14 protein-coding genes are annotated in these 11,990 nt (G+C 51.5%); 7 read left to right on the forward strand and 7 right to left on the reverse strand.

Going from position 1 to position 11,990, the window contains the following annotated elements; all coding sequences use genetic code 11:
* Window positions 1–34 precede the first annotated feature (34 nt).
* Both GO984_RS18680 and ahcY read left to right on the forward strand, forming a co-directional pair.
* Complete coding sequence (locus GO984_RS18680) at window positions 35–349, forward strand: hypothetical protein (protein WP_157024163.1); 315 nt, start codon at window positions 35–37, stop codon at window positions 347–349.
* Window positions 350–456: 107 nt separating this feature from the next.
* Complete coding sequence (gene ahcY, locus GO984_RS18685; RefSeq protein WP_157024106.1) at window positions 457–1,842, forward strand: adenosylhomocysteinase; 1,386 nt, start codon at window positions 457–459, stop codon at window positions 1,840–1,842.
* A 73-nt stretch (window positions 1,843–1,915) separates the two neighbouring features.
* Here ahcY and GO984_RS18690 read toward each other — a convergent pair whose 3' ends face one another.
* Together GO984_RS18690 and GO984_RS18695 are read right to left on the reverse strand one after the other, a co-directional pair.
* The gene (locus GO984_RS18690) at window positions 1,916–2,566 is read right to left on the reverse strand and encodes a hypothetical protein (protein WP_157024107.1); all 651 of its coding nucleotides are present in this window, start codon (window positions 2,564–2,566) and stop codon (window positions 1,916–1,918) included.
* 4 nt (window positions 2,567–2,570) lie between these two features.
* The gene (locus GO984_RS18695) at window positions 2,571–2,870 is read right to left on the reverse strand and encodes a hypothetical protein (protein ID WP_157024108.1); all 300 of its coding nucleotides are present in this window, start codon (window positions 2,868–2,870) and stop codon (window positions 2,571–2,573) included.
* 93 nt (window positions 2,871–2,963) lie between these two features.
* On the opposite strand from GO984_RS18695, the gene GO984_RS18700 reads away from it, so the two are divergent.
* Complete coding sequence (locus GO984_RS18700) at window positions 2,964–3,815, forward strand: LysR family transcriptional regulator (protein ID WP_157024109.1); 852 nt, start codon at window positions 2,964–2,966, stop codon at window positions 3,813–3,815.
* Between the two features lie 126 nt (window positions 3,816–3,941).
* On the forward strand, window positions 3,942–4,283 hold the full coding sequence (locus GO984_RS18705; protein WP_157024110.1) for a DUF2853 family protein: 342 nt from the start codon (window positions 3,942–3,944) through the stop codon (window positions 4,281–4,283).
* Window positions 4,284–4,553: 270 nt separating this feature from the next.
* Here GO984_RS18705 and GO984_RS18710 read toward each other — a convergent pair whose 3' ends face one another.
* Genes GO984_RS18710 through tsaD form a run of 4 tightly spaced genes read right to left on the reverse strand, consistent with a single transcriptional unit; the run spans window position 4,554 to window position 7,306 of the window.
* On the reverse strand, window positions 4,554–4,976 hold the full coding sequence (locus GO984_RS18710) for an EVE domain-containing protein (RefSeq protein WP_157024111.1): 423 nt from the start codon (window positions 4,974–4,976) through the stop codon (window positions 4,554–4,556).
* Window positions 4,976–5,248: a YciI family protein gene (locus GO984_RS18715; RefSeq protein WP_157024112.1), complete on the reverse strand. Its 273-nt coding sequence runs from the start codon at window positions 5,246–5,248 to the stop codon at window positions 4,976–4,978. Before GO984_RS18715 ends, GO984_RS18710 begins: the two co-directional genes overlap by 1 nt.
* Window position 5,249: 1 nt before the next feature.
* Window positions 5,250–6,212 carry an NAD(P)H-dependent glycerol-3-phosphate dehydrogenase gene (locus GO984_RS18720; RefSeq protein WP_157024113.1) on the reverse strand — a complete coding sequence of 321 codons (963 nt, stop codon included), beginning with the start codon at window positions 6,210–6,212 and terminating at the stop codon, window positions 5,250–5,252.
* Window positions 6,209–7,306 (reverse strand): tRNA (adenosine(37)-N6)-threonylcarbamoyltransferase complex transferase subunit TsaD, encoded by a 1,098-nt coding sequence (gene tsaD / locus GO984_RS18725; RefSeq protein ID WP_157024114.1) that lies wholly within the window; start codon window positions 7,304–7,306, stop codon window positions 6,209–6,211. The genes GO984_RS18720 and tsaD overlap by 4 nt, the downstream gene beginning before the upstream one ends.
* Before the next feature lie 88 nt (window positions 7,307–7,394).
* Between tsaD and GO984_RS18730 the strand changes: the two genes are divergently transcribed.
* Genes GO984_RS18730 through GO984_RS18740 form a run of 3 tightly spaced genes read left to right on the forward strand, consistent with a single transcriptional unit; the run spans window position 7,395 to window position 10,881 of the window.
* A complete protein-coding gene (locus GO984_RS18730; RefSeq protein WP_245231174.1) occupies window positions 7,395–8,108 on the forward strand; it encodes a uroporphyrinogen-III synthase in 714 nt (237 codons plus the stop codon).
* A 51-nt stretch (window positions 8,109–8,159) separates the two neighbouring features.
* Window positions 8,160–9,392 (forward strand): COG4223 family protein, encoded by a 1,233-nt coding sequence (locus GO984_RS18735; protein WP_342448110.1) that lies wholly within the window; start codon window positions 8,160–8,162, stop codon window positions 9,390–9,392.
* A 10-nt stretch (window positions 9,393–9,402) separates the two neighbouring features.
* Complete coding sequence (locus GO984_RS18740; RefSeq protein WP_157024117.1) at window positions 9,403–10,881, forward strand: heme biosynthesis protein HemY; 1,479 nt, start codon at window positions 9,403–9,405, stop codon at window positions 10,879–10,881.
* 93 nt (window positions 10,882–10,974) lie between these two features.
* Here GO984_RS18740 and GO984_RS18745 read toward each other — a convergent pair whose 3' ends face one another.
* On the reverse strand, window positions 10,975–11,742 hold the full coding sequence (locus GO984_RS18745; protein ID WP_157024164.1) for a DeoR/GlpR family DNA-binding transcription regulator: 768 nt from the start codon (window positions 11,740–11,742) through the stop codon (window positions 10,975–10,977).
* Window positions 11,743–11,990 lie beyond the last annotated feature (248 nt).

Raw genomic sequence — 11,990 nt, forward strand, 5'->3', positions numbered from 1 at the left:
TTGGTCGTCGAACCTGTATCAAGAGGAGTATGTAATGTTCAAGCGATTGCTAGGTGTTTCCATTATCTTTGGTATGGCTGCAACAGCACCTCCGGCCTTGGCCGCCAGCTGTGGAGTTCGCGAAGATGTAATCTATCAGTTGGAAAACAAATACTCAGAAAAACTGACCTCAGGCGGGCTTCAAACCGCGCCGGCGGAAAACTCTATGGTTGAAATTTGGTCATCGGATCAGACCGGTACCTTTACAGTGCTGATGACCCAAGCCAACGGAATTAGTTGTATTGTAGCAGTTGGTACCGATTATTTTGATGTTGGCCCGACAAAAAGGCCAAAGGGTACGGCCAGCTGAATTACCAAATTTGAATTACGAGACTCAATCCGAGCATCTTCGTTGCTTGTCAATCATTGCGATGTTAGGGCCTTTCTAACTTATCAGAAACCGGATTGGAGACGACGATGGCCGGAGATTATTTTGTCAAGGATATCGCGCTGGCCGAGTTTGGCCGCAAAGAACTAGATATTGCTGAAACAGAAATGCCTGGCCTGATGGCTCTGCGCGCTGAATATGGTGACAGCAAGCCACTGAATGGTGCGCGGATTACCGGTTCGTTGCACATGACGATCCAGACAGCGGTTCTGATTGAAACTCTGGTTGCACTGGGTGCTGACGTGCGCTGGGCTTCGTGCAACATCTTCTCCACTCAGGATCACGCGGCTGCGGTGATTGCCAAAGCCGGCGTTCCGGTTTTTGCTGTTAAGGGACAGACACTGGAAGAGCATTGGGACTATTTGGACAAGTCATTCATGTTCCCCGAAGGTGCGAACATGATCTTGGACGATGGTGGCGACGCGACCCTGTACATCCTGTTGGGTGCACGGGCTGAAGCCGGTGAAGATCTGGGTGTTCCAACCTCCGAAGAAGAAGAAGCAATCCACGTACAGATCAAGAAACGGATGGAAGCATCTCCAGGCTGGTTCACCAAGACCCGCGAAGCCATTCAGGGCGTTTCGGAAGAAACCACTACTGGTGTTCACCGCCTGTACGAACTGGTCAAGCAAGGCCAGTTGCCATTCCCCGCGATCAACGTGAACGACTCGGTCACCAAGTCGAAGTTCGACAACAAATACGGCTGTAAAGAATCGCTGGTTGACGGCATCCGTCGCGCCACTGACACCATGATGGCCGGTAAAGTTGCCGTTGTTTGTGGTTACGGCGACGTTGGCAAAGGTTCGGCTGCTTCGCTGCGCGGCGCTGGTGCCCGTGTGAAAGTTACCGAAGTTGACCCAATCTGCGCCCTGCAGGCCGCAATGGACGGTTTCGAAGTTGTTGTGCTGGAAGATGTCGTCAACAGCGCTGACATCTTCATCACCACAACCGGCAACAAAGACGTGATCCGTATCGAGCACATGCGCGAGATGAAGGATATGGCGATTGTTGGCAACATCGGCCATTTTGACAACGAAATTCAGGTCGCAAACCTGAAAAATCACAAGTGGACCAACATCAAAGAACAGGTCGACATGATCGAGATGCCTTCGGGTAGCCGTTTGATTCTGTTGTCCGAAGGTCGTCTGCTGAACCTCGGCAACGCCACTGGCCACCCATCGTTTGTGATGTCGGCTTCGTTCACCAACCAGGTTCTGGCTCAGATCGAGCTGTGGACCAAAGGTGATGAGTATAACAACGACGTCTACATTCTGCCCAAGCACCTGGACGAAAAAGTTGCACGCCTGCATCTGGATCGTATCGGAGTGAAGTTGAGCACGCTGAGCAACGAACAGGCATCCTACATTGGCGTTTCAGCCGAAGGTCCGTTCAAGCCAGAGCACTACCGCTACTAAGTAGAACACTGTTTGAAAGTTTTGGGGCCGCCGTGGTTATATACTACGGCGGCCTTTTTCATGGGTTGGAAAATTACTGCTCTGCTGCGCCCACTAGATAGGTGAAACCAGTCAGATGAGCGCGGTTAAAGGCGCCAACTTTTTCCAGCATATCCTGATTGTTGTCGCGGAACGCAGTCGCTTGATCGGCCGTTTCATAATATATGACAACCACTTCGTCCGGCGTGGCCATACCCATCGCATCATCGACGTTTAGGAAAGCCTCGTTGATCCAGTGACCATCGCGCTGTTCAGCAATGGAACCCAAGGTCGCCAAATCAGCATCCCGTTGGGTGATGTCGCTGTTGTTATAGTAGCCAAGCTTGAGAATATACTGACGCCCTTCAATACCCGCAGAGTCAGATGCTGCAGGGAATAGGGACAGATCCCCTTCGAATACCGCTACGGGTCCACTCAGTTTAGTGCGAGAGTCAGCGTTCGCTAAAACTGGATTGTCGCAAGTCAAAACCGTATAACTGGTTGGGTCGTCGACCTTAATAGATCCCTGTTGGGCATATATCGGACCGCTGCGATAGACTGAACAACCCAGATCTTGGGCGGTTTGCGTGCTGAGGCCGTTAGTTCCACTATACAGAGCGACAATGGCGTTTGATTGGCTGGCGGTGGCGGCGTTAACGCCAACTGTCAGGAAACCAGCAGCAACAAATGTTTTGAGAAGTTTCATGTCTTTATCCTTTATCCTGAAGGTCAATTGAAACGCGGCTGTCCTTGAAAACCTCGCTTGGAAAACGGTGGACTGGCGTCATCAATGAACGTATGGCTGCGATCGGGCGTGCGATGAATTCGGTGGGATGCGCTGGGACAGGCATCGCGGGTGCAAGGCCGACAAAGGTTGCAGTGAATTCCTCTTTGGTCCAGCGATATTGAACTTCGGCGGCTTGGTTGCCTTGGTGAACCAATCCTAGGTTCATTTCACCATTCAACGGGTCGCGGATATCCGCAGTGAGTAGGGTAACTTCGTAAGTCATGTTGGCTCCATATTTGACTGAAGCCAATGTGCGCTGATTGCAGGGTGGATTAGAACTATCCAAAAATGAGACGATGTGGTTAGAATTTGATCCATGAAGAACTGGGATGATCTACGTATTTTTCGCGCAATGGCCAAGTCACGTTCGATCCGAGCGGCGGCTGCGGAGCTTAAGACGACTCACGCCACGGTCTCGCGGCGAGTGCGAGCGTTAGAGGATGACCTTGGAAGCGCGTTATTTGAGCGTCGCAAAGAGGGATATGTCCTGACAGCTTTTGGCCAAAGCATGATGGATTTGACGCAGAGCGTGACCGCTGGCGTCGAAGCCATTGATCGCTTGGCTTTTGGACAAGATGGAAGCTTGGCAGGCCCTGTTCGTTTGTCTGTTCTTGAGGATCTTTATTACAAAGTCCTGGCAGATCCGCTTGATAGTTTTATGCGTTCCCATCCAATGATTGAGCTGGCAATCGAAACGACATCCAATTTTCGCGATGTCAATCGACGTGAGGCAGATGTTATAGTCCGTATAACCAGTGATCCACCGGAACAGGCAGTAGGCCGCAAGGTCGCTGATAGTCCGCTCGCGGCCTATTGTTCACATGGCTATCTTCGCAACAGGCCGGTCGTTGATCGTTGGATTGCTTTGGATTATCCGCCGACAGTTGCGCCATTGCTGAATGCGAGGCCTGCGTTTCTAGCTAATTCACTTACGGTAGTGGCTGATGTTCTGCGCAGAGGCCAAGGGATTGGGTTGTTGCCTTGTTTTATGGCTGAGAGAGACTGTGACCTTGTTAGGCTGCACGAAGTTGATTTGATCCCTGACAAAGAAATCTGGACACTTACTCATGTGGATATCTTGCATAACCCGCGTGTCCGTCTGTTGATGGATCATCTGTATCACGCTTTTTCGGATCAGCGGGCGCGTATCGAGGGTCGCGCAGAGTAAATGGCATTGGGGAATGCCATTCGAGTTTTCCCTTTGTTTAACAAGCCAGTGCAACTAGGGTTAAACGCACTGGGAAAAATCCCATAACAATTTCTGAATTTCAACAATCCTAATGGAACCGAAATCATGGGCAAGAGAGACGATCTGATCGCGCAATACGCGGATGATTTGAAAAATAAATGCGGTGTGGACGCTGATTTGGACCTGCTGACTAAAGTGACCATTGGTTGTGGTCCGGCAATCTACAACGATGATGCCTCAACAGTTGCGGCGTCACAGGACAGCGAACTTGAAACTGTAAAACAGAATTTCCTGATCAACAAATTGGGACTGTCCGACGGTCCTGAACTGATGGATGGAATTAACACAGTAATCGAAACCTACGGAAAATCAGAGAGAAACAAGTACCGTGCTGTGTTCTATTATTTACTGACCAAGCATTTTGGCAAAGAGTCCGTCTACGGCTAAACCCGTCTGCGTTCAACGATATCTACGCCCGCCACTGTGCGGGCGTATTGCATTTTAGCGGTATTGTAACGGCAATTGCTTTGCGGAATCGGTTTGGTTCAGTCTATCAACGTATTACGGTCAGGATGGCCAGGAACCAGATATTTCATACGCGTGTGGTGGATTGGGAGCACGCGGGGTGAGAGGGAAGGTCCTGAGCAATCGGACCTTCCCTTTTTCACATTTTCCCAAACCGTAAGATGTTCGATGCCACTTTTCCTGCGCGGCAGATTAGTTAGCGTCCGTCTTGCCCAAAGCGCAGATCGCTCTCCACTCACTTGGGCTTACAGGTTGCACCGATAGACGTGAGTTTCGAACCAGAACCATTTCTTCCAACCGTGAGTCACTCTTTATCTGATCAAGGGTCACTGGCTGTACAAAACCGCGTACGGCTTTGATATCCACACATTCCCAGCGATCGTCATCGGTGGTGCTGTCAGGATGTGCCTCGGCACAAACCTCAACAATACCAACGACCGACTTTTCTTTTTGCGAATGATAAAAGAAACCACGGTCGCCAACCTTCATCTCGCGCATAAAATTACGGGCTTGATAATTGCGTACACCGTCCCATTCCTCACCTGCATCGCCTTTGGCCAACTGGTTGTCCCAGCCCCAAGTTGAAGGTTCGGATTTGAACAGCCAGTAAGCCATTAGCCTATGACCTTCTTCCAGGTAATCAGATCAACGGTTTCGAAAAGACCGGCCTTGGCATAGGGATCATTGTCGGCCCAGGTTTGCCCGGCGGCCATGTCTTCGACATCCAGAATGACCAGAGAGCCAACCATGTTGCCTTCTTGATCCAACAGCGGGCCCGCTTGCGCGACTGCACCGGTGTCCTCGATATAGGCAAGATGTGCTGTGCGATTATCGAGCCGGGTTTGAAGGGCACCGGGTTTGTCGCGGGCAATCAAAGCAATTAGCATTTTATTCCTCTTTTAATGGTCTTGCTAATAATTGAGCTGCTGCATCGGCAATCGTCAAGCGTTGGCTGACCAAATTGGTTACCGTTTGGGTGATTGGCATGTCGATTTTCATTTCATCGGCCTTTGCGGCGGCGGCGCGGGCGGTGGCTGCCCCTTCGACGGTTACTGACGGATCAAATGTTTCCCCACGGCCAATTGCCAGACCAAGCTGGTAGTTGCGCGATAGATCAGAGCTACAGGTCAATGTCAGATCGCCAAACCCAGATAGACCCGCCAGAGTTTCGGGCCGGGCACCACATGCCATGGCCATTCGCTGTATTTCTGCATAACCTCTGGTCATCAATGCGGCTCGCGCGCTGTCACCCAATCCCGCACCAATCACAGCACCGCAGGCAATCGCCATTATGTTCTTCAACGCACCACCTTGTTCGGCGCCTATGGTATCAGTGGTGCGGTATAGGCGCAAATTTGTGGTGGTCAGCTGCTGTTGCAACACTTTGCCCAGGTTGGCGTCCTCACAAGCCAAGGTCAGCGCAGTCGGGAGGCCACGGGCAATATCTGCGGCAAAACTGGGTCCGGTTAATAGCGCTGGGCGCGCATCAGGTAAGGATTCGCGTATCACCGAAATAGGTCCTAAACCGGTGTTCAATTCTATCCCTTTGCAGCAAGCTACCAGAGTTTTATCTCTCAGAGATTGGCTGTTTTGTTCCAGTACAGTGCGTAGCTTTTGCATCGGAACAGCTAGCAACAAGATCCGACTATCCACTGCAGCGTTTAAATCTGATGTGATGGTTAGATCGTCAGGCAAAACGACTCCGGGCAACCGGCATTTGTTGACGCGCGTGGTCTGCATGTCCGAAGCCAGATCCTGATTGCGGGCCCACAAATTCACTGGACCATTACTCGCAAGAGAGATCGCCAAAGCCGTACCAAAGGCTCCTGCTCCTAGCACAGAAACGCTCATGCCTTGGCACCTTTGCGACCGCTGCCAAGCATTGACGGGCTATTTAGGTCCAAGGGCCATCGTGGTCGTGCAGTTAGGTCCATCCCATCTGATGACCCAGCTTTAAAGCGTTCCAATCCAGCATAGGCAATCATAGCTGCATTATCTGTGCAAAGTTCCAGTGGCGGAGCGGTGAAAAAGGCGCCCATTTCGGTACAAACAGTCTCTAACTTGGAACGTATTGCAGTGTTTGCAGCTACACCTCCAGCAACAGCCAAGGTGGGAGTTGCAGGGTTTTCCAACAAATATAGACTCATGGCGCGTCGAGTTTTGGCAGCTAAAACGTCAACGACGGCAGCCTGAAATCCAGCGCATAGATCGGCGCGATCTTGACGGGTTAGCCCCCCCTTTGGGGCGGCGACCTGGTCACGCATTCGCATCAACGCAGTTTTCAATCCCGAAAAGGATAGGTTGCAGTCAGGGCGATCCAGCATTGGTCGCGGAAATCGAAACCGCTTCGGATCGCCAAAAGCGGCCTCGGCCTGAACTGCTGGTCCGCCGGGTTGTGGTAACCCCAGCAAGCGAGCAGTTTTGTCAAATGCCTCGCCTGGAGCGTCGTCAATGGTGCCGCCAAGGCGGGTGAAGTCATCGGGTCCACGCGCAATTAGATATTGGCAGTGACCGCCAGAGACGAGCAAGATCAAATAGGGGTAAGAAATGCCATCGGTTAGCCTTGGCGTGAGTGCGTGGCCTGCTAGGTGATTGACCCCGATCAACGGTAATCCGGTGGCTGCTGAAATACCTTTGGCGCACATGACGCCCGACATGACTCCACCAATGAGCCCAGGACCAGCGGTCACAGCAATTGCATCTAGTTCATTCAGCTTTTGCCTGGACGCATCCAAAGCTTGCCGTACGCAGATATCCAACTTTTCAGCATGAGCGCGGGCAGCAATTTCTGGTACCACGCCACCATAGGCATTGTGCAATTCGCTTTGCCCGAACACGATTGAAGATAAGACTTCCGGCAACGTGCTATCAACCTGCCGCACTACTGCAGCTGCCGTATCGTCACAGCTACTCTCAATTCCCAGAATGGTCAGTGTTCGTGTCATCGTCTTACCGTTGCATCACAATGGACCCGCAGCTACCACCTTACCAAAGTGCAAACAATCCCGGGAGAGCGGTATGGTGGGCCTGCTGATGACACGACCATATGATGCAGCGCAGCGCTTTGTGTCAGAGCTACCGGCTGCGTTGATTGGTGATTTGGAGGTAATCTATTCACCCTTACTCCAAGTGAAGCCTTTGAATGAAACAATCGACTTGGATGGGTTCAGCGCGGTTGTTTTCACTTCTTCCAATGGCGTATCGGTGGCAGCCAAGTCCCTGGGTCGTGTTGGTCTGCACGCATTTTGTCTTGGCGAGCGCACAACATTGGCGGCGGAGAAAGCGGGATGGCAGTCTCAATTCTGCGGCATGACTGCGGATGATCTGGTTTCTGACTTGCTGAAGCGTAGACTCAGCGGGAGAATACTGCATCTGCGTGGGCAGCATTCGCGTGGTGATGTTGCTGCTAGGCTGTCAAAAGCAGGTTTGGATTGCCGGGAGAAAGTGATCTATGATCAGTTAGTGTTACCCCTGACCAACGAAGCGTCGACCGCATTGTCTTTATCAAGAGATTTGGTGGTGCCACTTTTTTCGCCCCGCACTGCGCGACAATTTGCCGATCTTTGCCCACAGGGTGCCCCGATCCACTTAATTGCAATGAGTGACGCTGTCGCAAGCCAGCTCAAGCTATTGAAATATAAAGATTTGAAGATATGTATGAACCCCGATGCTCTGTCTATGGAGCGATTGGTTCGTCAAGTTGCAGAGCAACTAGTGCGGGTTGAGAGCGGCGGGTTGGCGCAGTAGTGTCGCTCAGATTCGAGCGTAAGAATTTTGAGAATCGGCTGGGAGGCTGGCGTGGCTGACAAAAATAATTCCGATCTGGTGAGTGAGACAAGCCCGAACGACGATCTAAACAAGGCTGATATGCCGGAAGCGCCGGCTGAGGTTTTGGATGACAGTGTGGTGACTAAGCCAGCACTAATTGTTGAGGATGAGTCTGAGGTTGAAAGTACTCCGGTCGATGAGGATCAGGTTGCCGCCGATTCAATTTCTGCCGAGCCTACAATCAGCGTTGAGCGCGTGGTTGAAAAGCGAGGTGGGTTTGGTATGGCCGTTATTGGCGGTGTGGTAGCCGCCGGGCTTGGATTTGTTGCCGGTCAGACGCAGCTTCTGAACCCAATTTTGCCAGAAAGCCTAAAATCCGTATCGGCAAAAGAGTTTAAACTCTTGATTGGGGATCAGGCCGAAATGAACGAAGTTCTTGCGGCGTTGCAGGTTCAGGTTGAATCCAGCAAGACCCCTGACCTATCCGGTGTCACGACGCAAATTGCGGAAATCTCTGTTCAGATTGCTCCGTTGGAGGCAAACTGGAACTCTGCCAAGGTGCAACTTGAGACATTGTCAGATGATGTGATCACGCTGACGAAACGGTTGAGTGACCTAGAAAAGAGGCCAATAAGTGAAGGTGCCTCTCCAGCGGCAGTAGCGGCCTATGAGGCAGAGCTATCTAAACTGCAGGAGAGCTTGATTGCACAACGTCAAGATGTTGAACGGATGGTTGCTGAAGCCCAGGCGTTGGACGCTGCCAGCGCAGAAGCAGCCCGCATTGCCAGCGCACAGACTATGGTGGCGCGCCTGCGTTCGAACCTGGATTCTGGAACTGCGTATGGTTCGATCCTGACCGAGCTTGAAAGCGTCGGCGTCACGGTCCCGGAGGCCTTGCTTGTGTCTGCCGATCAGGGTGTTGCAACTTTGACCAATCTAGCAAGTGATTTTGTACCTGCCGCCCGTGATGCGCTTTCCGCTGCGCGCGAAGACAGCTCCGGTAGTGGCGGTCTGTTGGCTTATGCCCAGAGACATCTTGGAGCACGATCTGTCCAACCACGCGATGGCGACGATCCGGACGCCATTCTATCCCGTGCAGAGGCAGCTATTTTCACAGGTGATTTGGATAGGGCTTTGGCTGAGATTCAAGCTCTGCCTGAGTCCGCTCGATCAGTCATGCTGGACTGGGAAACTGACGCCAAAACACGCCAGGACGCCGTCGCCGCTGTCGATGCCCTGGCCCATAGCCTGAACGCCAATTAAGGGAGCTACCATGCTCTGGTCATTGTTGAAGATCCTCGTTTTTGTTGCCCTCATTGCGCTTATGGCCTTTGGCGGTGGAATTTTAATGGAAACTGCAGGTGGTGTGCAAATCACTGTTGCAGGCACCGAGTATACCTTCGGCGCGTTGCAGTCAGTCATAGCGCTGATGGTATTGGTTGGATTGGTTTGGGTGTTCTTGAAGCTGATGTCGCTTTTGGTGGCAACATTGAAGTTTTTGAACGGCGATGACACTGCATTGAGCCGTTACTTTGACAAGGGTCGCGAGCGTAAAGGATATCAGGCGCTTGCTGATGGTTTGATGGCTATCGCTTCGGGAGAAGGACGCTTGGCAATGGCGAAGGCTGCACGGGCCGAAAAATTTCTGCAAAAACCTGAATTGACCGATCTGTTAACTGCGCAAGCTGCGGAACTTTCCGGGGACACCAAAAAAGCTGCCGAAGTCTATAAAAGGCTTATTAGCAACCAAGCCACTCGGTTTGTCGGAGTGCGCGGGATCATGAAGCAAAAGCTGTCCGAAGGTGATACCGAGACAGCCCTCAAATTGGCCGAAAAAGCAATTGCAATGCGGCCCAAGCATGAAGAAGTTCAAGATACTTTGCTGAGACTGCAAGCTCAGGCCCAAGATTGGGCTGGGGCTCGCAGTACCTTGGCGACCAAGCTAAAGACCGGCACGTTGCCGCGTGATGTCTTCAAGCGGAGAGACGCGGTACTGGCCTTGTCAGCTGCTGGGGCCATCGTTGCAGAAGGTGCCACACTGCAACAACAAGAGCAGGCTATTGAGGCGAACCGATTGTCTCCCGATCTTGTGCCTGCGGCAGCTATGGCCTCTCGGGCGCATATTGCGAAGGGTAAAAAACGCAATGCTGCTCAGGTGTTAAAGAAGGCTTGGGGCGCGCAGCCCCACCCAGATTTGGCGCACGCTTTTGCCGAAATTGAGCCAGAAGAAACCGGGCAACAGCGGGTGGCAAGATTTGCACAACTAGCAAAGCTGCAGCCAAAGCACGATGAAACCAAGTTGGTGATGGCGGAATTACATATCGTGGCTGAGGATTTCCCCGAAGCGCGCAGAGTTTTGGGTGATTTGTTCGAGCGTGCCCCGGATGCTCGGGCATTGACTTTGATGGCCGCAATTGAACGCGGCGAGGGAGCCTCGGATGCAGTGGTGCAGGGTTGGTTAGCGCGCGCCTTGAATGCACCACGGGGTCCGCAGTGGATTTGTGACAGTTGTCACCACATCCATGCCCATTGGGCGCCGGTCTGTGAGCATTGTTCCAGCTTTGATACCATGACATGGACTACTCCGGACACCCCAGAAATTACCAGTGCTACGGGTGTACATATGTTACCGTTGATTGTTGGCGTCCAAGCTGAACAACCTTTGACAGATGAAAGCGCCGAAGAGGCTGAACTGGTCGTAATCAAGCCAGTTATACCAGATGCTGTGATCGGCGATCAGGAAGCAAAATAGTTTTCCTTTGCGGCGCATAAGAACAATTTTTTGCGCTGCAAATACTTATCTTTGCTGACTGGTGGAGTACATAATATTCCCAGACTGGGAAACTTATTCGGAAATCTTTGTGTCGGTCCCTTGCAGAAGGATTTCTCGGAGATTTCCATCTGGCAGAGTGTCTGTAACCAGAGCGTCCACATCTGATATTGGCCCAAGGGGCACCAGTCCGGCGCGATAGAACTTAGACGAATCCAGTGCTAAAACGGTTCGTGCAGACAATTCCATCACGGTACGCACATTGACGACTTCCCAGTGGTTATCGTCACCCATAATGCCATCCGTATCAATTCCGCTGGCAGATATTACGGCTACGTCAAAATGAAAGCGACGGATGAAGTCTGTACTGAAGTCACCAATAACAGAGCCGTCTATATGGCGAATAAAGCCGCCTGGGATGGCCATTGTAAAATCAGTCCGGTCTTTCAACGCAATTACTGCGCCAAGGTTGTAAGTAACAATCTTTAGATTTTCGCGAACATTAAGAGCTTCGGCAACCGCGACGCAGGTGGTCCCAGCATCAAGGAAAATGCTGTCCCCGTCGCTCACCATTTCTGCGACGCGTTGAGCAATTCTTTGTTTGGTATTCTTGGATTCAAACCGACGCCTTAAATAGTCCTGACTGTCCAAACCCCCGAGAAACGCAACACCACCATGTGTTCTGCGAGCAAGTTTTTTTTGGTCCAGCTCAGTAATGTCTCGTCGGATGGTTTGTTCAGACACCGAAAGTTTTGTGGCCAGTTGTTCTAGCGATTCATAGCCGGATTCTTTTAGGTAGCTTAACAGTTTAGATTGACGGACGCCTTTTTTCCCGACCGACATCAAAAAACCTTTCCTATTATGATTTCTGCAGTGAGGATCTGTAAGGTCTCACAATGTCAAGTTGAGCTGCCTCAGGGGAATAAAATTTCAAATTCGTGAGGCTGTTGACATACATTGTTAAAGATGTGACAAAAAATGTAAAGTAACTTACAAAAAGAAGATCGCAAACCGCCGATGGCGATGTGCGGAACAACAACGCCAACATGACTCTCGGTGGGTCTAATATTCACTGACCGAAAAAAGTCATG

Source organism: Parasedimentitalea huanghaiensis, assembly GCF_009753675.1.
In the GTDB taxonomy this organism is placed as follows: Bacteria; Pseudomonadota; Alphaproteobacteria; order Rhodobacterales; family Rhodobacteraceae; genus Parasedimentitalea; species Parasedimentitalea huanghaiensis.

What these genes read in the sequence shown, in the direction of transcription:
- GO984_RS18680 (WP_157024163.1), top strand. Translation starts at nt 35, where the DNA reads ATGTTCAAGCGATTGCTAGGTGTTTCCATTATCTTTGGTATGGCTGCA.
- ahcY (WP_157024106.1), top strand. Translation starts at nt 457, where the DNA reads ATGGCCGGAGATTATTTTGTCAAGGATATCGCGCTGGCCGAGTTTGGC.
- GO984_RS18690 (WP_157024107.1), bottom strand. Translation starts at nt 2,566, where the DNA reads ATGAAACTTCTCAAAACATTTGTTGCTGCTGGTTTCCTGACAGTTGGC.
- GO984_RS18695 (WP_157024108.1), bottom strand. Translation starts at nt 2,870, where the DNA reads ATGACTTACGAAGTTACCCTACTCACTGCGGATATCCGCGACCCGTTG.
- GO984_RS18700 (WP_157024109.1), top strand. Translation starts at nt 2,964, where the DNA reads ATGAAGAACTGGGATGATCTACGTATTTTTCGCGCAATGGCCAAGTCA.
- GO984_RS18705 (WP_157024110.1), top strand. Translation starts at nt 3,942, where the DNA reads ATGGGCAAGAGAGACGATCTGATCGCGCAATACGCGGATGATTTGAAA.
- GO984_RS18710 (WP_157024111.1), bottom strand. Translation starts at nt 4,976, where the DNA reads ATGGCTTACTGGCTGTTCAAATCCGAACCTTCAACTTGGGGCTGGGAC.
- GO984_RS18715 (WP_157024112.1), bottom strand. Translation starts at nt 5,248, where the DNA reads ATGCTAATTGCTTTGATTGCCCGCGACAAACCCGGTGCCCTTCAAACC.
- GO984_RS18720 (WP_157024113.1), bottom strand. Translation starts at nt 6,212, where the DNA reads ATGAGCGTTTCTGTGCTAGGAGCAGGAGCCTTTGGTACGGCTTTGGCG.
- tsaD (WP_157024114.1), bottom strand. Translation starts at nt 7,306, where the DNA reads ATGACACGAACACTGACCATTCTGGGAATTGAGAGTAGCTGTGACGAT.
- GO984_RS18730 (WP_245231174.1), top strand. Translation starts at nt 7,395, where the DNA reads ATGACACGACCATATGATGCAGCGCAGCGCTTTGTGTCAGAGCTACCG.
- GO984_RS18740 (WP_157024117.1), top strand. Translation starts at nt 9,403, where the DNA reads ATGCTCTGGTCATTGTTGAAGATCCTCGTTTTTGTTGCCCTCATTGCG.
- GO984_RS18745 (WP_157024164.1), bottom strand. Translation starts at nt 11,742, where the DNA reads ATGTCGGTCGGGAAAAAAGGCGTCCGTCAATCTAAACTGTTAAGCTAC.